The following is a 24065-nucleotide window of genomic DNA, read 5'->3' on the forward strand; positions in this document are numbered from 1 at the left end:
GAGCAAAACATGGATATTACTCGTTTTGCTATAGAGAAGAATCGAATATTTAGCGTGATATTCGTAATTCTGATTTTTGCCGGAGTCAATGCTTATTTTACCCTACCTAAAAGTGAGGATCCGGGCTTCATTGTTAGAACCGCTTTTATTCAAACCCAATTGCCAGGAGCGAGTCCACAACGTGTTGAACAACTTGTTACCGATAAGTTGGAAAAAGAAATTCAGCAAATGCCTGAAGTTAAGCATATCAGAAGTGAGTCACTCACCGGCGTGTCGTTGGTTTATGTCGATTTGAAAGAGGAATTTACTGAGCTTCGACCAATATGGGACAAGCTGAGACGTAAAGTCGATGACGCCAAACGTGAGTTACCGAAAGAAATCAAAGGACCTTTTATTAATGATGAGTTTGGTGACATATTTGGTACTGTAGTTGCTATTACCGGTGATGGATTTAGTTATCGACAACTCAAACAAATCGCTGATGAAGTCCGTAACGAGTTGTTGTTACTTAAAAATGTTGCCAAGGTAGATGTCGTTGGTGCGCAAGAAGAAAGAATTTTTTTAGAATACAGTAATGCTCGCTTGTCAGAACTTGGTATTTCGCCTGGACAATTACAAAACATCCTGGCGCAAAAGAATATTATTCGTTCAGGTGGGAATTTTTCAACAGATTACGAGAAAATTATCGTCGAGCCTACTGGCAATTTTGATTCGATCGCCGATATAGCGAATACCATCGTCAATATTCCTAATTCACAAAATGTTGTAAAGCTAAGTGACCTAGTCACCGTAAGAAGAGCTTTGATCGATCCTCAAGAGATGGTCATGCGTAAGACTGGTGAGCCAGCAATCGCTCTAGCGATTTCATTAAAAGAGGGCGGTAATGTCGTCGATTTGGGCATTGAACTGAAACAAATGGTTGAGTATGTAAAAACTGTTTACCCTGTAGGTATCGATTTTGAATTTCTGGCATTTCAAGCCGATGTTGTTGACAGCAAAATTAGTGATTTTTTAGGTAATGTCTGGCAAGCGATTGCGATTGTCTTATTAGTCATGCTGGTGTTTCTGGGTTTGCGAACTGGATTTATTGTGGCTTCGTTAATTCCCTCGGCGATGATTGTGACTTTATTTGTAATGCAGTCTTTCGAGATTGGGATCGATCAAATGTCGCTTGCCTCTCTAATCATTGCGCTAGGTATGCTGGTTGATAATGCGATTGTGATGAGTGAGAGTGTAATCGTTAGAGTAGAGCAAGGTGAGTCAATTAAAAAAGCTTCAATCGAATCTGCTGCTGAATTAAAGCTTCCGTTACTGATTTCATCACTGACAACTTCAGCAGCATTTCTACCGATATTTTTAGCCGAATCTCAAGTGGGTGAATATACAGCGCCACTTTTTAAAGTAGTGACGATTACATTGATTACGTCCTGGCTTTTAGCCTTAACGCTTGTTCCGTTATTGTGTGTATTTTTCCTTAAAGTGAAAAAGAAAACTGCGGAGGAGCATTATGATTCTGGTTTATATAAAAACTATAAACGTATTTTATTAGCCGTGGTTAAGAAACCTTGGTTATCTTTAGTTGGGGTGGTAGCTATATTTTACTTTTCTTTACAAGGATTTGCCTTTATTGAAAATGTATTTTTCCCAGAAAATGACAAACCGGTAGTAACAGTCGAGATAGAAACACCGGCAGGCTCTCCAATAGAACGAACTATCGAGATCACCGAAGCTGTAGAAAATTATATATTGACGAATTTGATGGCGGAAAATGAAGGTGGTAAAGGATTTCTCTCTTGGGGAACTTATATTGGTGAGGGGCCGCCACGATTCACTTTGTCGGCACCTTCGCATGCCCGGGCGCCGAATTATTCGATGATCTTAGGCAATGTAACAGATACTCAAGTCGCCAAAGAGCGGATTTTTCCCGAGGTCGAGAAGTTTATCATTGATAACTATCCAGATGTTACGCCGACGGTAGACTTTCTGCCTTTAGGTACGGCGGGTGGTGCGCCAGTTGCAATTCGAATAATGGGACGCGACCAAGAGCAACTATTTGAGATTGTAGAACAGGTCAAACAGCGCTTAACAGCAACAGCGGGCACTAAAAGCATTGTTGATGACTGGGGAACTCGTTCTAAAAAATTGGTAATGGATATTGATAATACTCAAGCGCAGTTAGCGGGGGTTACTAACGATGAAGTCGCTTCCGCGATGCAAACTTATTTAACTGGTCTGGAAACGACTAATTTTAGAGAAGCAGATAAGCTGATTCCGATTGTATTACGCTCAGAACGTCCAAAGGATGCCAAAACAGACTTTACGATGATTGGTAATATTGGCGTTTTTTCTCAGGCTACCGGACAAACGGTTCCATTGAGCCAAGTGGCGACATTGGGATTAGAGTGGCAAACCTCAAAGATTCTTAGAAGAGATCGCTTGAAAACAGTGACGATTTCTAGTTATGTCGAGCCTGGTTACAACTCGATAGAAATCGCATTAGCGATGGGGGAATGGTTAAAGGAACAACAGAAAGATTGGCCATTCGGATATCGTTGGGAGCTTGGTGGTGATGTCGAGGGATCTCTTGATGCTCAAAAATCGATATTTGACAAATTACCGATAGCGGGTCTAATCATGTTGTTGCTCTTGGTCTGGCAATTCAACTCACTTCGTAAAACGACTATCGTCATTGTAACAATTCCGCTGTCTTTGATTGGCGTTGTATTTGGACTAGTGGTAACCGATTTACCATTTGGGTTTATGACAATGCTGGGTGTTATTTCTTTGGCTGGGATAGTGATTAATAATGCAATTGTTTTGTTGGATAGAATAAAGATAGAAAATGAAGAAAATGGTTTGCCACTGCACGAGGCCGTACCTTTCGCTTGCCAACAAAGATTAAGACCGATTTTATTGACTACAGCGACAACTATCGGCGGAATGATTCCTCTCGCCCTAGGGGGCGGGCCTTTATGGGAATCAATGGCTGTTGCTATTATATTTGGTATCTTGTTGGCAACCTTATTAACACTTGGCGTTGTACCGCTACTCTATAGTCTTTTTTATCGAGTGAAGTATGGATGATTGTTAAGCGGTTTAAATACTTAGTGCTTCGCTGGAAGCGTTGTGACAATAAAATGATATTGGGCGATTACTCGAGCAGTGCAATTATAAGTAGTGGGACTAAGTTAAAGTGTCATTTATCCTCGGTTTACTCTCGCTTTAACGGTTTTAAGAGATATTTATTGGCATGTTGATATACTAATGAAGCTTAAACTAACCAATAATACTGGTTGATGATATTTCTTCATTTGTTCTTATGGAGTTGTTCTTGAAGTTTCCTAAAATACTGGCTTTCTTTTTAATCGCATTACTAAGTGCTCAACTAATTGCAAAAGAATATACCTACAGCAAAATGGGACCGCCGCGAAAACTGACGCCACAACAAGCCGAGGTTGCTGAAGCGAATTATAAGAAATACTGCGTCTTATGTCATGGTGAAGACCGTCAAGGTCACGTTAATGATCATGCGCCTTCATTACGCAGCAAAAGTTTATTTGAATCTGGAATCCCTCATGCGGTACTAAGACCATTATCTTATGGTCGAGAAGGGACACCAATGGCAGGTTATCTCGATGAAGTCGGAGGTCCGCTAACTCTCGAAGAAACTTGGAATTTAACCTATTGGTTGTTCGAAAAATCCGGTGCGGAAAGGGTGAGGCTGTCAACAAACCCCGTTATTGGTGATGTCACTAAAGGCGAGCTGGTTTATCAAAAAGAGTGCGCAACTTGTCATGGTAAAAACGGCGAAGGCGTCACTGCACCAGCGCTAGGAAATCAATCTGCGTTGGCACACAACACGGATGAAGTTATTCGTTATGCTATTCGTCATGGGCGCCAAGGTACACCAATGAAAGCTTATGCCGAGATCTTGACTGAACAAGAAATCGATAATGTCACTGCTTTCTTAAGGAGTAAAGCAAGTGGCTGGGAAATGAAAAAGACGGTACTAAGAAGGTTACCGACACCCGATGAATATGTTGTTAATCCGGATGGTCCGCACCCCAACTTTAAACTTCAGGAAGACCTCTATGTTTCAGCAGAAGATCTCAACACTGCTTTGCAAGCCAAAAGCAAAATCGTATTGCTTGACACTCGGGTGCCTTCGGTTTGGCAAACGGCACATATAGAAGGTTCAATTCCACTACCATATTATGCTGATCTCGATGAAACAGTTAAGGACTTACCCAAAGATGTTCAGATTGTTGCTTATTGTTCCTGCCCAAGGGCAGCCGCCGACCATGTCGTACGACAACTGCGCAATCGAGGCTTTGACAATACAGCTGTTTTGTATGAAGGTATTTTTGGGTGGATGAATTTGGGCTACCCAGTCTCTCGTCGAGAGGCTGTTGAGTAAAACCATCAATCACTTTTTGGAATCCTCTGGTTCACTAGCAGTCGAAACATTGTCTAAACAATTAGCGTTTTTATCGAACAGCCTGTCATAGAGATCGCAGTCATTCTCTTGTTGTTGATTTTTATTTTGCTTCTTTTCTTGAATAATTTTTATTCGCTGTTCAATCTCAGGATCTGGAAGCACCATTTGTACTAAAATACCGATGACTAGTGCGCCAGTCTTCCTATTTTTCGCCCATTGATAGAGCTTTACGAGCATTAAAATTAGACCGAAAACGATTAACCAAAATTCGTAAATCTCCACAACCTCATGGGCTCCGTTAAGCAATTGTTCTATAGTCATTACACTACTCCTGAAAAAGTTGTTTGGGTAATGGTAAAAGTTAAAACTGACTCACCCAGGCTTTAGCACGAACGCCCTCGGGTGCATTGTTGAGCTAAAAATTAGTAAGTTTTAAATCAGGAGTGCTGGTTCAGAAATCAAACCAGAGGTAAGCATGAGTATAAAGCGTCTTTCTGAAGCAATGGTTTTTAGGTGACCGGCTAAGTGTTTTTGAGCGGTGATTTGCAATCGGGCGACTTGTTGATGATGGACACGTAAAGAATAGAAAGGCGAAGAATGGAAAGGCAAAAAACCGATAAGTAAAGCGTGATTGTGCTGAGTGGTAAAGGGGGAGGTGCCATTAATAAGCGTTTTGATTATGCTTGCTTTCGCGTATCGATTGAGTCGCTTAAGCGGCTTTAATACGGCGCGCTTAGATTGCGCATTATTAATGTTTTCTTCGATATAATAGGGCGAAGAAAACGCGTCACTTTTTATCAAGTGGTGTGTTGTATCATTTGCTAGTACTAAACCCGAAGTACAGAAAATTGTACAAGCGAGTAGATAGAGATAGCCTTTCAAATTCATGGTTTATATCGATAGAGATATTCTGTATTCAAGGATGGGGACGAATTGGTTTATTTCAAGGGGCAAATTGCGGTTAATAAAAAACAAACACAGTAGTTATTAGCTAACGCATTCAGAAGTGGATTGTCAGTGATGCTCAGAATCGTGAAATTACGCAATCAGCAATTATAAAGCGAATTCAAAAGCGCCTAGATGATAGGCGCTAGTATCGATAATCGGTCTGCTTATTTCTTTTTAACTTTTACCTTAGGTAGGTAAAAAGATTGCGTCGAATTCCCAATTCGAGTGCAGTCACCATTTTCATCCCAGCTAAAGGTAACATACGAATAGTCGGCGATGCTTTTAATCCCATCGAGTAGCTGAGCATTTTGAGTAAAGCAGGTGATACGCTCTTCTTCTGCTTCACCAATGCCGGCCTGGCAAAAGCCAAAATTAATGACTTCCGTTTCACTTACTGAGATTACTCGAACACCGCAGCCAATAAAAGCGAATTCATTATCAGAGCGACGCGCTGTATTCATGTCTCCAGTAGCTAATCTGTTTTCAGTATCAATGGTTACTTCGGCAGGTTGCGTCAATCCAGCCAACACACTTCCCGACATTAAAGTCCCTAGAAAAACAACTAAAATACTTTTGATCTTCATTTTACTTCCCTTTTTTCAGTTTGAAATTTTGATTAGCAAATCTAATTGCTAAACCTTGCTTTTGCTTCATTCATGGCTGTTGCCATTTTACGAAGTACTTTTTGTCTATCCTTAAAGTTAAGATAAACTAATTCGCTTTCAATGTGAGATAACTCATTTTGGCTGAGTGTTCCATCACTAAGATAGGCGTCTAGCTCACTATCAATTCGTTCAACTAATGCATGATTGTCATCTTTATGATGATTCGGGTCTTGATTAATAGCGAATGACGAATTTTGATTACTTTGTTCGGTTAAGGCTAAGGTCATTTCTTGGTTGATTATTTTTCGAATTTTTTCATAATCAATTAACTGGTTATCTAGTGATAAATCAGAGGTTATAATTGATGATTGTTTATTAATCGCTTCAAGGTTATTGACCTTTTCAAGCTCCACTGATTGATGAATGTCATTTGGCTGGTTGAGTTCTGCGTGACGTTGCTGGTTTAAGAGAGAATGCGACTGTCTGTATTGGCTCTGTTGCGTTTTAAGCGCACCCAGCTCTTCTTCGAGTGAGATGGTTTTTGTGATAAGAAATAATATCGCTACTATCTGCAGGCTAGAAAATGCATATAAGATTTTCATATTGAATTAACTTTTTCTATCTCCTTCCTTAGAGTCATTAGATGTTAACCGCTGGCATTTCTTTGTCTAGTCTTGATTGAAAAAATATCTCGATTTTAAGATTAATTATTTACTTTTTATCATTCATAGTCGTTACTCAGTTTAGTGAGAATTCCTTAAAATCGAATTAATGCTCACTCTTAAAATAGCGGGTTTAACCGGTTTTCGAATAATCGGAACGCCAAATTGCTTGATCTTGCTCTCAACTTCAGGCGTATGATCCGCAGTAATAATGATTGCTGGAATTTCTATACCGGTTTTCTCTCGCATCGTTTCGATAAACGCCAAGCCGGTTTTTCCATGCTCGAGCTGATAATCAACTAGCATGATGTCTGGAATAAAAGATTGCTCCAATATTATGTCGATTTCCTCTGCTGAGTTTGCGCTTTTGACGTTACACTTCCAGCGTTCAAGTAGCATCGTCATTGCGTCGGTGATTGGCTTTTCATTATCGACACATAATGCATTTATTCCCTTTAAAATATCAGTTGAAGGTTGCTGAGCTTGTTGTATCGCTTGAGTAGACTGCTCACTAGTCGCTGTGACATAAATCGAAAAGCGAGTTCCGCGTCCATAATTAGAGCGAAGGTCTATTTTATGATCAAGGACTGAGGCAAGTCGTTCGCTAATAGAGAGACCTAGCCCGAGCCCTGATTCACTTTCTCCCAATGAGGGATCGGCGATTCGTTTAAATTCGTTAAAAATGTCTTGTTGATCGGCCTCTTTAATACCGATACCTGTGTCGCAAACCGATAAGCGAATCTCCGATTTTCGTTTTTGTAAACCGACAATCACGCCACCTTGTTGAGTATAACGGATTGCATTACTGACAAAATTTTGAACAATTCGGTAAAGTAGCTCGGGATCACTTTTAACATAAAGATGCCTTTTGAAAACTTTAAATTTAAGGTTTTTATTCGTCGCGAAACTTGAGAATTGTTTTTCAATTGAGTCGAGTAATTCGTATACGTCGAAAGTTCGTGTTTTGGGGTGAACCGTACCACTATCAAGCTTTGAAATATCAACCAGCGAGCGAATGATGTTTTCGGCAACAGCTAAGCTCTGATCAGTTTTTTCGACCAGTTCTGCTTGAGCTTCGCTCATATTGGTCGATTCCGATTTTAACATTTCACTAAATAAACGAGCAGCGTTAAAGGGTTGCAATAGATCATGACTGGCAGCAGCCAAAAAGCGTGATTTACTTTTGTTCGCTTTTTCTGCCTCTTGCTTAACGGCTTCTAATGCTTTAACGGTGGAATGTAGCTCGTCAGTTCGCATCGCTACTCTTTGTTCCAAGGTTACATTGATTTCCTTTAAAGCTAATTCTGCTTTGCGGCGATTAGAAATATCTTGAGAAATCGTATAAATGCCGTCGACTTCATTCTTTTCATTGAGGTTGGGAATATAGGTGACTAAGTAATATCGCGAGTCATCGCTGGAATCTTCCCATTCAAACTGCTGCTTTTGATTCATCATCGCAGCGGCGATGTAGGGTTGCTTGAACTCAAGTTCCTCAGCGGATAAGACTTTAGTAACCGGTTGGCCGATAATTTCTGATTTTTCTAATCCTGAATGCTTAGCAAATGCCTTGTTGACAAAAGCATAGGTTAAATTCTTGTCGAGATAGGCCAATTGCGCGGGCGAGTTGTCGGTATATAGTGCGGTATTTCTTTCATTCTCTTTCAGAGCGGCTTCAATTGATTTATATTCAGAAATATCAGTATAGGTGGTTACGTATCCGCCCTCAGGAAGGGGATTACCAACAATCTCTATCACCATGCCGTCATTTCGTTCTCTTTCAAATCGGTAGCTCAGTCCAGATGATAGATGCTCAAGTCGTTTATCGACGTGTTCTTGTACTTCTCCTGGTCCACAATAACCCCGCTCTGCATTAAACCGAATCAACGAAGCGACTGGCATACCGATTTGCAAGAAACCTTCAGGATAATTCATCAGCCGCTGGTAACTTGAATTCCAAGCAACGATGTTTTTATTACTATCACTGACACTGATTCCTTGGGAAATATTATCCATTGTAGTTTCGACAAGTTGACGGTTAAATTTGAGTGCTTGTGAAGTAGAACTCAACAGATTAATGACATCTTCGACGCTAAAACCTTTTTCTTTTAATGCTGACAACAAAACAACTCGCGCTGATGAAGCGCCGATCGCGGTGGACAATATTTTTTCGGTCTGATCGACCAAATATGAGTCCGCTAAATCATTATCACTAAATGCCGATGCAAAGCTTTCAAATGCGGCAATCATGCGCTCGTGGCCAACAATTGCTGCCGCTAGAGTTTTTAAATCACCAACCGTAATTTGCCGACTTTCTTTGGTAATTTCTTTTTTGCTAATCGACTTGGGGCGAGAGCGAGTGTACGCATAAGCCTGAATTTTTTCGGGAAGTGTTTGGGTGGACAGCTTGGAAACAAAAACTAAAGAAAATACATTAAATATTGTCGATATCAATAATGATTCACTAAGAATAGATAAACCAGTATAGCTATTTTTATTCGACAATAAATCTTCGCCGTTAATGGTTGGGATCCAAGTTAAAATAAACCAAAATACCGTGCCACTTAACAACCCTGCGATAGCACCTTGGTGAGTGGCTCTTGACCAGAATAAACCGATAAATAACGCTGGCGCGAACTGTAAAACCGCGGTGAACGATAAATAACCGATTGAGGCTAGAGATTGGCTTTCTTCGAGTAATCGATAAAAGCCAAAACTTAACAGCAACGATACCGCGATAGTAAGGCGCCTAATTATCAGCATTCGACGAGTAAAAGATTGGTTTCTAAATTGTCCTTGTTTCAGTAAGACTGGCAAGGCGAGGTCGTTGCTGACCATCGTACTCAAGGCGACTGTCGCGACTATCACCATGCCAGTTGCTGCTGATAAGCCACCGATGAATACTAATGCACTCAAGGTACTTTCTTGGAGTGCAATTGGCAATGCCAGAATATAGGTGTCAGCTGGAGTGCCTGAACCGGCGAAGTACTGATTTCCAGCGACGACAATAGGAATAACGAATAATGAAATCAGTGACAAATAAATGGGGAATATGATTCGAGCATATTTTAAGTCTTTCTCTTGGTGATACTCGACAACGGTGACATGAAACTGTCTCGGTAAACAAAAGATAGCGACCGCCGCTAGTATAGTTACTGTAATGGTTGTTTCCCAATTGATTTGCGAGAAACTGAACTGGTTAATGTCGGTGGACTGTTGCAGCTGATTAATCAGGTCAACGGGGCCATCAAAAATTGAGTAAAGTGCATAGATACCAATTGATAAAAAAGCAATTAGTTTAATAATTGATTCAAAGGCAATGGCATTCATCATTCCATATTGATGCTCGGTGACATCAATATTGCGAGTGCCGAAGAGTACAGAGAAAACAATAAGGAGTAATGTAATAAAGAAAGCATTGTAATGGGTTTCATCGAAAAGATTTTGCTGAGCATCAAAAACCTCAATGCTCATTGTGATCGCTTTTAGTTGCAATGCAATATAAGGAATAATTGCAACTATTGCGATAATAGTGACGATTGCTGCAATCACTTGAGACTTACCATATCGTGCTGCAATAAAATCAGATATTGATGTGGTATTTTGTTCGTTGCCTACGGTGACGAAACGTTTTAAAAGTGGCCATCCCAGTGTATAGACCAAAATAGGACCGAGATAGATCGGGAGATAACTCCAACCACTGTCCGAAGCGCTACCCACCGCACCATAAAAAGTCCAGGAAGTACAATAAATAGCGATGGAGAAGCTATAAACCAAGGCCTTACGCGTACCAGAAAAATGTGCTGGCTTGTTCTTATCACTGTAATAAGCAATAAAAAATAAGATAACCACATAGATAAAAGCAATCAGGATAATTTGAAATGTGGAGATCATTTGCCCTGGCGGTGTCCGATAAGTAATTGTTTTATTTAAAGGTATTGCTAAATCTCTTGCGTGTCAAACTCGCTCGTCAGTTTTATAGACTAAAGTCGAAAGGAAACTTGCGGCTGATTTAGTTAAATTCATAGCGTTGAAAAATCTTAAGTTAGTTACAGAAAAACTCGCCTGAGGAGGAAATATGACAGAACAAGAAAATCACGAGGCATACTGGCGCGAAAATATTAAGCTAGTGTTCCTCTGTTTGGCGATTTGGTTCATCGTTTCATTTGGATTCGGTGTGTTGCTGGTAGAGCAGCTCAATGCAATTCGCATGGGCGGTTTTAAGTTGGGGTTTTGGTTTGCGCAGCAGGGTTCGATTTATACGTTCCTGGCACTGATTTTTTTCTATGTGCACCAGATGAATAAGTTAGATAAAAAATATAACGTAAACGATTAGGAGAGACTGATGGAAACTCAAACGCTTACTTTTCTATTTGTCGGTCTTTCTTTTGCAATTTACATTGCGATTGCAATTTGGGCCAAAGCAGGTAGTACGGGGGAGTTCTATGTTGCTGGGGGCGGAGTAAAACCAATTTATAACGGAATGGCGACTGCCGCCGATTGGATGTCTGCTGCTTCTTTTATATCCATGGCCGGTTTGATTGCTTTCTTGGGCTACGACGCTTCTGTTTATCTTATGGGGTGGACGGGTGGCTACGTGTTACTCGCGATGTTGCTTGCTCCTTATCTAAGGAAATATGGGAAGTTTACTGTACCTGAATTTATCGGCGAACGTTATTACTCAGATACTGCGCGTATCGTTGCCGTTATTTGTTTGATATTTATTTCTTTTACCTACATTGCCGGTCAAATGCGAGGTGTTGGGATTGTATTTTCACGATTTTTAGAAGTCGATATTATTACCGGATTGATGATCGGTATGGCTATTGTGTTCGTCTATGCAGTATTGGGTGGCATGAAAGGTATCACGTACACCCAAGTGGCTCAGTACTGTGTTTTAATTTTTGCTTATACCGTCCCGGCAGTCTTTATTTCGCTGCAAATTACTGGCAATCCGCTCCCGCAAATAGGATTTGGTAGCACGCTTGCCAGTGATCCCTCGGTCTACATGCTCGATAAGCTCGATCAGGTTATCACCGATTTAGGATTCAGCGCTTACACTGACGGAACGCAAAGTACCACTAACTTGTTTTTCTTAACCATGGCGTTAATGGCTGGTACCGCAGGATTACCTCACGTAATAGTCAGGTTCTTTACCGTACCTAAAGTATCAGACGCAAGAAAGTCTGCCGGTTACGCATTGTTATTTATCGCTTTACTTTATACGGTTGCGCCCGCGGTCGGTTCAATGGCGCGTTTTAATTTAGTCAACACGATTAATGGAGACGAAGTGACCGGAACTGAATACTCTGAAATGCCGAGTTGGTTCAAAACTTGGGAGAATTCTGGGCTGCTTGCTTGGTATGACCATAATCAGGACGGCAAAATTCAATATGCCAAAGGGAATCCGCTTGACGGTAAAAAGCCCACTTTCGCTGAAGAACGAGGTGCACAAGGAGAACGAATTGTAACTAACCCTGGCAAAGGAGAGGTCGCAGAAGGTGCCCCATTCGCCAACGAAGTTTATGTCGATCGAGACATTATGGTGTTGGCAAACCCTGAAATAGCAGGGCTTCCCGGTTGGGTGATTGCGCTGATTGCCGCTGGCGGTATCGCTGCCGCATTATCGACCGCGGCGGGACTATTACTGGTTATTTCAGCGGCAATTTCGCATGATTTAATGAAGAAGACCTTTGCACCGCAAATCTCGGAAAAACAGGAGTTGATGTATGGGCGAATTGCTATCACGGTGGCGATTTTAATTGCAGGATACTTGGGGGCTAATCCGCCTGGATGGGTCGCCGAGACCGTCGCAATGGCCTTTGGTTTAGCAGCTTCATCGTTATTCCCAGTGATCCTGCTTGGTATCTTTAGTAAGCGAGTTAATCGTAAAGGGGCTATTGCTGGAATGTTGACGGGATTAATTTTTACTTTCTGCTATATCGTCTATTTCAAAGGAGTCTTTATCGAACCATTTGCAGCCAATATTGAAGAAAATTGGTTGTTTGGAATTACCCCTCAAGCGATCGGCGGACTGGGAATGATATTTAACTTTGTTGTTGCATTGACGGTTAGCCATTTAACTGAAGAACCACCTAAAGAAGTTCAAGAGATGGTGGCGAGCCTTCGAATTCCGCGGGGTGCAGAACAAGCTCACGCGCATTAGCCAAAAGTCCCTCTCTTTTACAACGAAAGAGAGGGACATAGCCTTAATATCTACCTTCGAGTCGCAAGTACCAATGTCTAAATTAAACTTCAATCAGATATACGCTGAATCTTTGCTCGAACCTAACAAGTTTTGGCTGCAAGCCGCAGGTAAAATTAGCTGGTTTGAACCGCCTATCGCAGCATTAAATCGAGTGGAAGAAAATGCGTTTATTGGAAATTGGTTTCGAGGTGGCAAATTAAACACTTGCTTTAATGCGCTTGACGTACATGTTGCCAATGGCTTTGGCGAACAAACGGCTTTAATTTACGAGAGCCCAGTCAGCGGCCAAACGCAACGCTTCACCTTCAAGCAGTTGTTGGCGCAAGTGGCAACGTTCGCCGGTGCGCTTAAAGCCAAAGGGGTATCTAAAGGCGATAGAGTGGTTATTTATATGCCAATGATTCCCCAAGCAGTCGTCGCTATGCTCGCTTGTGCGCGGATCGGCGCGATTCATTCCGTCGTATTTGGCGGATTTGCATCGAAGGAATTAGCGGTCCGAATCGATGACGCTGAGCCCAAGGTTGTTTTGACCGCTTCATGCGGACTTGAAGGAAATAAAGTCATTGACTATAAAGCGTTACTTAATCAAGCATTGCAACTCAGCCAGCATAAACCTGATTTTCAAGTTATCTTTCAGCGAGAGCAACTAGCTGCTCAATTGGACTACAGCGGGGATATTGGCTGGGTGGATTTTGTGGCCAATGCGCAGCCCGCTGAGTGTGAGCCACTTGATGCGAGTGATCCGCTCTATATTCTTTACACTTCAGGCACTACCGGCAAACCCAAGGGCGTAGTCAGGGATAATGGCGGCCATTGTGTTGCTTTAAAGTGGAGCATGCAAAATATTTATAATATGAATCCTGGTGAGACTTTTTGGGCTGCTTCAGATATTGGTTGGGTAGTCGGGCATTCGTATATTGTCTACGGGCCGTTAATCAATAGAAACACAACCGTCTTATTTGAAGGTAAACCAGTCGGTACGCCCGATAGCAATGTCTTTTGGAAGACGATTGAAAAACACCAAGTGAAGACACTTTTCACCGCACCGACTGCAATTCGAGCAATCAAAAAACTCGACCCTCAAGGCAAATTGATGCGTGAGGCAAAGTGTGATTTGTCTTGCCTTGAAGCGCTGTTTCTCGCGGGTGAGCGTTCTGATGCCGATACCCTTCAGTGGTCTGTAGCGCAGCTCAAAGTACCTGTTATTGACCATTGGTGGCAAACTGAGACCGGTTGGTCAATCTGTGCAAACTGTTTGGGGATTGAGCAATTGCCGATTGTGCTTGGTTCACCAACTAAAGCTGTCGCGGGATATGAGCTGGCGGTTTTAGACAAAAATGGTCAGCCAATTGAACAAGGAAAAATTGGTGCACTGGCCATCAAGACACCGTTACCTCCAGGGACTTTTATCGGACTGTGGAAAGATCAAGTACGCTTTAAAGAAAGTTATTTTAAACGTTTTGCGGGCTACTACGAAACAGGAGATGCGGGGTTTATTGACGAAAATGGCTATGTTTTTGTCATGTCGCGAACCGATGACATTATTAATGTGGCCGGTCATCGTTTGTCCACCGGGGCGATAGAGGAAGTTATTGCCGGTCATCCGGATGTTGCGGAGTGTGCAGTTATTGGCATACCGTGTGATCTTAAAGGAGAAATTCCTGTCGCATTGCTTGTGTTGAATGAACAGTGTCAAGCGTCATCTGCCGAAATTCAATCAAATACGGTTCAACTTGTGCGAGACAAATTAGGTGCGGTCTATAGCTACAAGTCTGCCGTTGTCATCGATGCATTGCCAAAAACGCGTTCAGGTAAGGTACTCAGAAGTACAATGAAGAAAATTGCGCGGCATCAAAAATATGAAGTCCCCGCAACCATTGATAATCCCGATTCTTTGAGTCAAGTCTCATCGGCGCTAGCTCAGTTATAATTAGTCGTTAGATGAATAATTGAGATTACTGGTGTCAGCAGAGAACAATGCTTAAGGCAGTTAGCAAAAGAAGGTAGCACAAAAAGCTGGTATAGGAAGTTGTCAAAGTAAGCTGGTATAGGAAATTGATAAAGAAAGTCAGTGAAATCCATTGAAGCGCAAGATTTTCTTAAGCCCATTAGCAATCATTTGTTTCGACTTCTTTATGGGGCCCCTTTGTTTAAAAAATAATCAAAAAATCTTTGCAAACGGATTAGTTTTATCTTGTCAGTCAATCAAATACTAAAAAAGATTGAAGTAAATAGCTTTTTTAGGGTTTAATCATTCCAATAAGATCATCATTCAACGATAAGCCAAACTAAACTTTATTATTTGATTTAAACCGAGAATTTCAATTGACTCACCTAACCGTCTATCTACCGCATCTATGCTTATACCAAATAGAAGCGCTTGGGTTGAATATTGAACAAACCGATTGCTCAGTCGAAAAGCTGGATAAAGACTGGCAGCAAGATTTTATCGAAGCAATTGATTACCCTCGAGAAGAGTTACCTTGGGCACAACTGCGAGTAACTCAATTCAATAGTGAAAAAGACGATCAGTTTGCTTGCTGCTGTGATCCTGTATTACTTCAATTGACTCATCGCGGTGCCTACATGATGGGACAACAACAGCTGGCTATTTCAGAGAATGATGCGATTAGAATTGTAGCGCAGGTCAATGAAAGATTGATGGGACCTCATGAGCGTTTATTACTCGTTGATAAATATAGCTGGTTGTACATTTCGGACAAGCAACTGACTTTAGAATCTCAAAGCATCCGACGTTTGATTGGTAAAGATATGTTCGATCAAGGCTATCGAGGAAAACAGGCGAGTGATTGGCAAAAACTCAACACTGAGATACAAATGTTGATCAAAGAAATGATGGATTATCAAGGGCTCACGCCTTCGGCTCCAGAGACGCTGATCAATGTCCATTTTTATGATCCCGTCAATGTTAAAGACAACAACGAATTACCATTCATTAATAGAGAACAACTAGTCGTGTGTTCAGACAACGAACTTGTGAAGTCGTTTTGTATGAACAGTCTTATCAGCCAACAACCTGTGGCTGATCTTTCTGATATTGAGGGAAACGTTTTTTTGATTAATTTTGATTCTGAAAAAGAAAACTATTTGAAAATTATTCATCAAATACAAACTTCATTGAAGGAGAAACAATATCTAGGCATCGTTATCAATTGCGCAGATGCTAAAATCGTATTTCAGTCAAATGAGAGCCTTCTCTCAAAGTTTAAGCGTCTATTGAAGCAGTAACAATGGTCATCAAAAAAATTAAGCATAGGGAATCATCGCCCGTCGCTGGGTTAAAAGATTTTCACCCGAAAATCCAAAGTATTCTATCTGCCCGGGGTATAAATGATGTTGCTGAGTTGGATTATCGATTAGCCAACTTAATTTCCCCGACGCAACTGTTAAATATTGAGTTTGCAGCCGAGAAAATATTTGAATCAATTCAACGCCAAGATTCGATTTTAATCGTCGGAGATTTTGATTGTGATGGGGCAACAAGTAGTGCGGTAATGATTAAAGCATTACGTTCGTTAGGGGCTAAAAAAGTCAATTACTTAGTGCCGGATAGATTTGCATTTGGGTATGGCTTGTCGGTGAAATTAGTCGAGCATGCCGCAACACTCGAGCCCGATTTAATGATTACAGTCGACAATGGGATTGCTAATATTGATGGTGTGGCAAGAGCCAATGATTTAAATATACCGGTAATCATCACGGACCATCATTTAGCTGGAGATGAGTTACCAGATGCGCTCGCTATTGTGAACCCTAATCAACCGCGGGATAGTTTTAGTAGTAAACACCTTGCCGGGGTAGGCGTCGCGTTTTATACCATGTTGGTGCTTCGCAATTTGATGAGACAAAAAGGTTGGTTTCAGCAAAACGATATCGAAGAACCAAATTTAGCAGCATTACTCGACATCGTTGCTTTGGGTACGGTTGCCGACGTTGTGGTTCTTGATAACAATAACCGGATACTCGTTGAACAAGGCTTAAAAAGAATTCGCAGTGGTCACGCTTGCCCTGGTATCCAAGCGATACTACAAGTGGCAAAACGAGATATCAATAAGTGCCAAGCAAGCGATCTTGGTTTTGCGGTTGGACCTCGTTTGAATGCTGCTGGTCGCTTGGATGATATGAGTATCGGCATTGAGTGCCTGCTAGCCAATTCTATTGAACAAGCATTGCCAATAGCCAGCCGACTGGATAACCTGAACCGTTCGCGCCGTGAAATCGAAGGGGATATGTTAGAGCAAGCCAAACTTGACTTGGAAAGCTATTTTTCTCAAGCTGATAATGAGTTCAAAGATGAGAAGCGACCTTTATCGATGTGCTTGTTTGATCCTAATTGGCACCAAGGTGTGATCGGTATTTTGGCATCTCGCGTCAAAGATAGGCTCAACCGTCCTACTATTGTATTTGCTAGGGACGATGACTCAGAGCAACCAATAATAAAAGGCTCAGCTCGTTCGGTTAAAGGTGTTCATATCCGAGATGCCTTGGCACTAATTGATAGTCACAATCCGAAACTCATTGAAAAATTTGGCGGTCATGCAATGGCTGCAGGACTCTCGATAAAACAAAAAGATTTCCAAGTATTTGCAGAGCGATTGAATTGGGCGGTCGAAAAAATACTAGCTGGTAATTCGATTAGTGATGAGGTTTTAACTGATGGGCATCTGGACAATGAACTCTTCAGCTTAAGCTTTGCCGCTCAACTCAAACAGTTAGGTCCATGGGGACAAGGATTTCCTGAGCCCACATTTGATAATGTTTTTAAAGTCGCCAACTGTCGGTTACTGGGAGAAGCGCACTTAAAATTAGTGCTAGTTAAAGATGAAGTCGCGGTCGATGCGATTTATTTTCGTTGTCCTGAAAATCAACAAGCCCAAGTGGGAGATACTGTAGTGGCTGTGTATAAGATGGATATCAACGAATTTAGAGGGGAAACCAACCTTCAATTAATGATCGAACAGCTAGAAATTATTGATGAAGGATAAATACCGTTAGCGAATAAGTAGTAAAAAAGACAACTATTCGAAAATAGATTACAAAAAACAATGATAAAAAATCACGAAAAAATGACTACATCAATGAGACTATTTTATTGCTTTTTAAGCATTGCACTGTTGACTCAGTTCCAAATCGCGAATGCTAATCAGATAAAAGACTTTGCTAAATCGCAAGAGTTTAGACAAGTTAAACTTTCACCCGATGGTAAAACGATAGCGGCGACGTTAATTAACGAGGATGCAGCGATCGCTTTTTTTGACAGTGAGTCGTTAAAGCCTATCAATAAAATCGGATTCAATCGGAAAAAAGAACCGGGTGAGTTCTATTGGGTCAATAACGAACGATTAGTTTTCAAGTTATTACACCGAAGAGCGTGGCGTGAGGAACCAGAGTATTACGGTCAGTTGTATGCCATTGATAAAACCGGTGAACGACCAAAAATGATTTTTGGCTACAACGCTGGTGAGTCGAATGCGGGTCCAGGGGCAAAAAAACGAAAGGTCTCTACTTATGGGTGGGGAGAGATAGTCGATCTTCTGGATGGTGATAAACGACACATTTTAGTTCAATCAACGCCTTTTTCGCGAGACGGTGATAAACAACCAAAACTAATTTTGCTTGATGTTTACAAGGGCCATATTGTTAAGACACTGGCATATTCTCCAATTCCTTCGAGTGATTTTTTTACAGATACTAAGGGCAATTTGAGATTGTCTAGTGGGTCGGATGAAAACGATAACTTTAAAGTCTACTCCTTTGATTCGGGTTCGAAAGAGTGGTCTGAGTTTGCTAATGGTAAGTATGGTGAACACTTTACGCCACTGGTATTCGACACGGAAAGTAATCATTTTTATTTTTTAGATAATTTTAAGACCGATACACTCGCTTTGTATCGCCTCAACTTAGCGACCCAAAAAAGAACATTGATGTTCAAGGACCCTCTAGTCGACATTACCAGTGCGATGCTAACCTCAGACCAAAAAAAGATCCTCGCAATCAGGTTTGATCCCGATTACCCAAATTACGCAATCGTACCTGCAGAGTCTCCAGAGCATTCAATGTTCAGAAAAATGCTTGCCACGTTCCCCAATCAGATTGTTGATATAACCAGCCTCTCGACTGATGGAGCGCTAGCGATAGTCAAAGTCAGTAGTGATTCAAACCCTGGCGTTTTTTATTTGTATAACAATAAGCAAAACAAGCTCGCAACCTTATTCAAAAAGAATCCGCATATCAATGAAAAGAACTTGTCTCCTATGCGAGCTATTCAGTTTATCGCTGATGATGGTGTTGAAATCAATGGGTACTTAACTAGTCCGACAAATGCAAAAGTGCAAAGGCAACCTTTAGTTGTCATGCCTCATGGCGGACCGCACGGAGTCAGAGATCGTTGGGGATATCATTCTGAAGTTCAAGCGCTTGTTTCAAGAGGGTTTGCAGTGCTTCAGGTTAATTTTAGAGGATCGGGTGGCTATGGAAGAGAGTTTTATCAACAAGGTTTATTGCAGTGGGGCGATAGAATTCAGCGCGATATTATTCAATCAGTCAAGTGGGCGATTAAAGAAGAAATTGCTCATCCCGATCGAATTTGCATAATGGGGGCTAGTTTTGGCGCATACTCAGCGGTTATGTCTGCGACAATTGAACCAGATTTATTCCAGTGCGTTGTTGCCAATGTAGGCGTTTATGATTTAGCACTCTTATATGAGGACGGAGATGTTCAAGAATCTTTTTGGGGGGCATCTTACTTAGAGAAAGTAATAGGAACCAATAAGGCGACACTGCAAGAATATTCTCCGATTAATCATGTAAAGAAACTCAAAGCGAAAATATTTATCGCTCACGGAGAGAAAGATGAGCGAGCGCCGATTGAACATGCTGAAAAGTTGAAAGAAGCTTTACAAGCCAACGGCTTGCCGTTCGAATGGTTTGTCAAAGAAACCGAAGGGCATGGTTATTATTCTGATGAGAACCGAGCAGAGTATCTAACTAAGGCTATCGGCTTTATCGAGAAAAACATCGGCAGTTATCGATAATATTTTTGTCGAGCAACCGACTAATATTTTGATTCATTATCTTCTTCGGAGTAAACTTTTTCGCCTGGGATTGAATGGCTTTCGTTTGCCCATTCACCCAAGTCAATTAGTTGGCACCGCTTTGAGCAGAATGGTCGATGTTCCTCGCAGTCTTTCCAGCGAAGACTTTTTTTACAGGTTGGACAAGATATAATGAGTTCTTCGTTCATGTTGGGCTCAATTTTTCGGTAACGTATCTATTATCTGATATTGAATTCCTTAAAGCAAAGTGTTCTCGAGTGTTTTAAGAATTTTTACTTCATTAAATCTTCGACCGGGACTATAATTTCGGCGACCGTTACAAATAATTAAACTGGAGATAAAAATGGCTACGGCAACAGCAAGACATATATTGGTGTCTACTGAAGAAAAATGTAATGAATTAAAAGAACAAATTGCAGGCGGTGCTGATTTTGGCGAGATAGCGAAAGAACACTCGACTTGTCCTAGTGGTAAAAGCGGTGGAGATTTAGGCTCTTTTGGACCGGGGATGATGGTCGCAGAGTTCGATCAAGTTTGTTTTAACGAAGCCGTCGGTGAAGTTCATGGGCCAGTTAAAACCCAATTCGGTTATCACCTGGTAGAAGTCACTAGCCGAACTTAAAATAATCAACGCACTAAAAAAGGGAGCAAATGCTCCCTTTTTTAATTGTCAGGCTCTTGCTAAATAGATTTAAGCTCGCGGCCCCGCAGCTTTAATTGCATCTGACACATCAAACTTCTCGATATTGTCTTTGAACAACGCTGCCACAGCTTTTGCTTCTTCGTCGTAAGCGGCGTGATTGTCCCAGGTTTTCTTGGGCTCTAAGAGACGCGTATCGATGCCTTCGATATTGACAGGAACATCCAAGTTGAGCTCTTCAATGTGAGTTGTTTCTGCCTTAGCTAATTCGCCTGATTGAATTGCAGAAATAACCGCTCGAGTGGTTGGAATGCTAAAGCGCTTTCCACCATTATGGTAAGAGCCACCGGTCCAGCCCGTGTTTACAAGATAGACCTTTGCATTGTTTGCTTCGATGCGTTTCATCAATAGCTCCGCATATACGCTCGCAGGCCGAGGGAAGAATGGGGCGCCAAAGCAAGTTGAGAAAGTCGATTCAATTGCTTTTGTTGAGCCTATTTCAGTAGAACCAACTTTTGCTGTGTATCCGCTTAAGAAGTGGTAAGCAGCCGCTTCTTTTGAAAGAATCGATACTGGCGGGAGAACACCGGTTAAGTCGCAAGTCAAAAACACTACTGCTTTAGGTTCGCCAGCACGATTTTCTTCAACACGAAGGTCAATGTGCTCTCTTGGATAACCTGCACGTCCGTTCTGGCTTAAAGAAACGTCACTATAATCAGGATTACCTTGGTCATCTAAAACAACATTTTCGATGATAGTCCCGCGCTTAATCGCATTCCAAATGACGGGCTCATTTTCCTTCGAAAGGTCGATTGTTTTGGCGTAACAGCCACCTTCGATGTTGAAAACAGTGCCTTCACCCCAACCGTGCTCATCATCGCCGATGAGTTCGCAAGAAGGATCAGCAGAAAGGGTGGTTTTGCCCGTTCCAGAGAGGCCAAAGAACAAAGTCACATCGCCTTTGCTGTCTTTGTTCGCCGCACAGTGCATCGGCAATACATCTTTGGCTGGTAGTAAAAAGTTTTGTACCGAGAACATGGCTTTTTTCATTTCACCGGCATAACGCATACCAGCAATTAAAACTTTACGCTGACCAAAGTTGATAATAACGACACCATCTGAATTAGTGCCGTCACGTTGTGGGTCACATTTGAAGTGCGCACAATTTAAAATTTGCCACTCATCTTTTGATTTAGGGTTGTAGTCAGTAGGACGAACGAACAAGTTGCGACCAAACAGGTTTTGCCAAGCCGTTTCTGTTCTCACTTGAACAGGCAGGTAGTGCTCCGGATCAGAACCGACATGAAGCTCTGATGTAAAGTAGGCGTCTTTTGCTTCCAAATAATTTTCAACACGTTCCCAAAGTGCATCAAACTGAACTTCATTGAATGGGCGGTTGACCTTGCCCCAATCAATTTCATTTTCAGTAGAAGCTTCTCTAACGATGAATCTGTCGTTAGGTGAACGTCCTGTTCTAAGGCCTGTTTCAACGCTTAGCGCGCCGTTAGCCGCTAAAACGCCTTCTTTCCTTTCGAGGGCCATATCGATCAATTGATCGCTCGTTAAATTTAGGTGTTGTGTCGCCATCTGTCTCCACCGGGGGGTCGGGTTTATTGCAAACGTATGCAATCGGGTAAAAATTGCGCGGCATTTTAGCAAATAAAATCTCGCTAAACTACACTAAATTTGGGTTTTTAACGGGTAAAAATAATCATCAATAGGAAATCGATCTGAGTCGCTAAGTGACTGTAAATAATAGAAAAATAATTGACACCGCTGTCAATTGGTGGCTAGAAACTTAAAAATAGTTGGTTTTTATAACTTTTCGAATCTTTTATGCCAGTTTTTGAAGCGTTTTGCACAATAATTATCGAGTTCTTCATAGTCCATAAAATACAGTTCGGCACCTGCTTTGATGTCCATGTCATACTCGCAATGGTCGTTGGTGTGTTCACGGCAAATAAATGGGCGTTTCTCATAAATTCCACAATTGCCATTTGGCTCAAGGTGTTGGCACTGAGCATAGAAAACTAAATACCAGCCGTCAGTGTCTTTAAATAGATGAGTATTGAGATGGGAAACATGCCAAACCAAATTATCAAAGTCGCGGATAGAACGGGGCGTTTCAACTTCGACGGTAGAGTATTGACAGCATTTCGATTGTGAACAATAACTACATTTGTTTTCCGCATTCATGCCTTTAGGTTTTGGCATTTTCTTGTCGAAAGTAGCGAGGTTAACCACCGGTATTGTTTTGTGTTTTTTGTTCACCCGCTACCCCTAAGATATTAATCCAAAGCAATCTAATTTTAATGATTTATTATTATATTAACGTTGATACTAATCCGCTTTAAAATGTCCTCGCAACAGCTAAGTCTGCTAAGTCAGCTAATGCATTGCTAAACGGATTATTTGGCATCTTCTCTAATCGCTGCTTTGCTAATACGACTTCATGATTGGCTTTGGTTAGCGTGTATTCAATCGATTTGGTTTGCTTGATAATTTGCTGAATCTCCGAAAGATGCTCTAAACCACCGTTCTCGATACATTTTCTGATGAGTGCTTCGCCCGCTTCATCGGCTTGTTGTTTCGCATAAATTAGCGGTAATGTTGGCTTCCCTTCGGCTAAATCGTCGCCGACATTTTTACCAAGTTCCTCGCTGTCTGCAGTGTAATCTAAAGCATCATCCATTAATTGAAAAGCAAGCCCCAGATGAAGGCCGTATGCATGCATGTCGTCGGCGAGCTCATCATGGCCGGAGATAATAGCACCCAATTGGCAAGCGGCTGCAAACAAAATAGCAGTCTTATTTCTGATGACCTCAAAGTAAGAAGCTTCCGTCGCGTTGGGGTCATTGCAGTTCATTAATTGCAGAACTTCTCCCTCTGCAATTTGATTGGTAGTATCAGCTAAAATTTGCATAATCTGCATCTTGTCGAGCTTAACCATCAATTGAAAAGAGCGGGTATATAAGAAGTCACCGACCAGGACACTTGCCGCGTTACCAAATAATGCATTAGCGGTTTCTCTACCTCGACGTCTGTCACTTTCGTCCACGACGTCGTCATGGAGCAGAGTTGCTGTATGAATGAATTCGACGATAGCCGCAGCAATATGATGTTTGTTGCCTTGATAACCGAGGGCATTTGCGACCATCAGCACCAGTAACGGACGCAGTCTTTTGCCGCCAGCTGCGACGATATAATGACCCAGTTGATTGACCAGCGCGACGTCTGATTCTAACTGTTCGAAGATTACTTGATTGGTCGCCTGAAAGTCGTCATTAACTAATTGCGTAATTGTTTTGATATCAGCCATTTATGCTTTTTTTGCTTTCTGCCAGGTGAGTCGTTTGATAAGTATTTGAAGATATAGTGTTCGACTACCTGAATAATTATAATTCAGGCTCGAATGCTAGGGCTTGAGGGGGGTTCGGTCAAGAAAAAACTAGTTATGTCCGTGATCTTGTCAAATTGTGCTGAAAAATACT

General features: G+C 41.6%; 18 protein-coding genes. 9 read left to right on the top strand and 9 right to left on the bottom strand.

Annotated features, from left to right (window positions below; all coding sequences use genetic code 11):
* Positions 1-9: 9 nt before the first annotated feature.
* Both FLL45_RS02265 and FLL45_RS02270 read left to right on the top strand, forming a co-directional pair.
* Positions 10-3084, top strand: a complete 3075-nt coding sequence (locus tag FLL45_RS02265; RefSeq protein WP_142888162.1) for an efflux RND transporter permease subunit — start codon at positions 10-12, stop codon at positions 3082-3084.
* 247 nt (positions 3085-3331) lie between these two features.
* Positions 3332-4417: a c-type cytochrome gene (locus FLL45_RS02270; protein ID WP_210247093.1), complete on the top strand. Its 1086-nt coding sequence runs from the start codon at positions 3332-3334 to the stop codon at positions 4415-4417.
* Between the two features lie 9 nt (positions 4418-4426).
* Here FLL45_RS02270 and FLL45_RS02275 read toward each other — a convergent pair whose 3' ends face one another.
* The 5 genes from FLL45_RS02275 to FLL45_RS02295 form a co-directional block, all read right to left on the bottom strand.
* Positions 4427-4759: a hypothetical protein gene (locus tag FLL45_RS02275; RefSeq protein ID WP_142888164.1), complete on the bottom strand. Its 333-nt coding sequence runs from the start codon at positions 4757-4759 to the stop codon at positions 4427-4429.
* A gap of 111 nt (positions 4760-4870) precedes the next feature.
* Positions 4871-5326 (bottom strand): hypothetical protein, encoded by a 456-nt coding sequence (locus FLL45_RS02280; RefSeq protein ID WP_142888165.1) that lies wholly within the window; start codon positions 5324-5326, stop codon positions 4871-4873.
* 224 nt (positions 5327-5550) lie between these two features.
* Positions 5551-5970, bottom strand: a complete 420-nt coding sequence (locus FLL45_RS02285; RefSeq protein WP_142888166.1) for a hypothetical protein — start codon at positions 5968-5970, stop codon at positions 5551-5553.
* A gap of 41 nt (positions 5971-6011) precedes the next feature.
* Entirely contained in the window at positions 6012-6593 is a 582-nt protein-coding gene (locus tag FLL45_RS02290; protein WP_142888167.1) for a hypothetical protein, read from the bottom strand.
* Between the two features lie 141 nt (positions 6594-6734).
* Entirely contained in the window at positions 6735-10544 is a 3810-nt protein-coding gene (locus FLL45_RS02295) for a PAS-domain containing protein (protein WP_142888168.1), read from the bottom strand.
* A gap of 184 nt (positions 10545-10728) precedes the next feature.
* Here FLL45_RS02295 and FLL45_RS02300 point away from each other — a divergent pair, with 184 nt between their 5' ends.
* From FLL45_RS02300 to FLL45_RS02325, 6 genes are all read left to right on the top strand, one after another.
* Positions 10729-10986: a DUF4212 domain-containing protein gene (locus FLL45_RS02300; protein ID WP_142888169.1), complete on the top strand. Its 258-nt coding sequence runs from the start codon at positions 10729-10731 to the stop codon at positions 10984-10986.
* A gap of 9 nt (positions 10987-10995) precedes the next feature.
* Entirely contained in the window at positions 10996-12816 is a 1821-nt protein-coding gene (locus FLL45_RS02305) for a sodium:solute symporter family protein (RefSeq protein WP_142888170.1), read from the top strand.
* A 73-nt stretch (positions 12817-12889) separates the two neighbouring features.
* The gene (locus FLL45_RS02310) at positions 12890-14788 is read left to right on the top strand and encodes an AMP-binding protein (RefSeq protein ID WP_142888171.1); all 1899 of its coding nucleotides are present in this window, start codon (positions 12890-12892) and stop codon (positions 14786-14788) included.
* Between the two features lie 395 nt (positions 14789-15183).
* Positions 15184-16107, top strand: a complete 924-nt coding sequence (locus FLL45_RS02315; RefSeq protein WP_185964291.1) for a hypothetical protein — start codon at positions 15184-15186, stop codon at positions 16105-16107.
* Between the two features lie 2 nt (positions 16108-16109).
* The gene (gene recJ / locus FLL45_RS02320) at positions 16110-17864 is read left to right on the top strand and encodes a single-stranded-DNA-specific exonuclease RecJ (RefSeq protein WP_142888173.1); all 1755 of its coding nucleotides are present in this window, start codon (positions 16110-16112) and stop codon (positions 17862-17864) included.
* A 93-nt stretch (positions 17865-17957) separates the two neighbouring features.
* Positions 17958-19913: an alpha/beta hydrolase family protein gene (locus FLL45_RS02325; protein WP_185964292.1), complete on the top strand. Its 1956-nt coding sequence runs from the start codon at positions 17958-17960 to the stop codon at positions 19911-19913.
* A 20-nt stretch (positions 19914-19933) separates the two neighbouring features.
* Here the strand turns inward: FLL45_RS02325 and yacG are convergent, their stop codons facing one another.
* Positions 19934-20122: a DNA gyrase inhibitor YacG gene (gene yacG, locus FLL45_RS02330; protein ID WP_142888175.1), complete on the bottom strand. Its 189-nt coding sequence runs from the start codon at positions 20120-20122 to the stop codon at positions 19934-19936.
* A 155-nt stretch (positions 20123-20277) separates the two neighbouring features.
* Here yacG and FLL45_RS02335 point away from each other — a divergent pair, with 155 nt between their 5' ends.
* Positions 20278-20556 (top strand): peptidylprolyl isomerase, encoded by a 279-nt coding sequence (locus FLL45_RS02335; protein WP_142888176.1) that lies wholly within the window; start codon positions 20278-20280, stop codon positions 20554-20556.
* Positions 20557-20625: 69 nt separating this feature from the next.
* Here FLL45_RS02335 and FLL45_RS02340 read toward each other — a convergent pair whose 3' ends face one another.
* The 3 genes from FLL45_RS02340 to FLL45_RS02350 all read right to left on the bottom strand — a co-directional run bounded on the left by FLL45_RS02340 (position 20626) and on the right by FLL45_RS02350 (position 23893).
* Positions 20626-22203: a phosphoenolpyruvate carboxykinase gene (locus FLL45_RS02340; RefSeq protein ID WP_425456669.1), complete on the bottom strand. Its 1578-nt coding sequence runs from the start codon at positions 22201-22203 to the stop codon at positions 20626-20628.
* A 186-nt stretch (positions 22204-22389) separates the two neighbouring features.
* Positions 22390-22845, bottom strand: coding sequence for a YkgJ family cysteine cluster protein (locus tag FLL45_RS02345; RefSeq protein WP_246075733.1), 456 nt, complete (start codon positions 22843-22845; stop codon positions 22390-22392).
* A 79-nt stretch (positions 22846-22924) separates the two neighbouring features.
* Positions 22925-23893 (bottom strand): polyprenyl synthetase family protein, encoded by a 969-nt coding sequence (locus FLL45_RS02350; RefSeq protein ID WP_142888178.1) that lies wholly within the window; start codon positions 23891-23893, stop codon positions 22925-22927.
* Positions 23894-24065: the final 172 nt, after the last annotated feature.

This window comes from Aliikangiella marina (genome assembly GCF_007004765.1).
In the GTDB taxonomy this organism is placed as follows: Bacteria; Pseudomonadota; Gammaproteobacteria; order Enterobacterales; family Kangiellaceae; genus Aliikangiella; species Aliikangiella marina.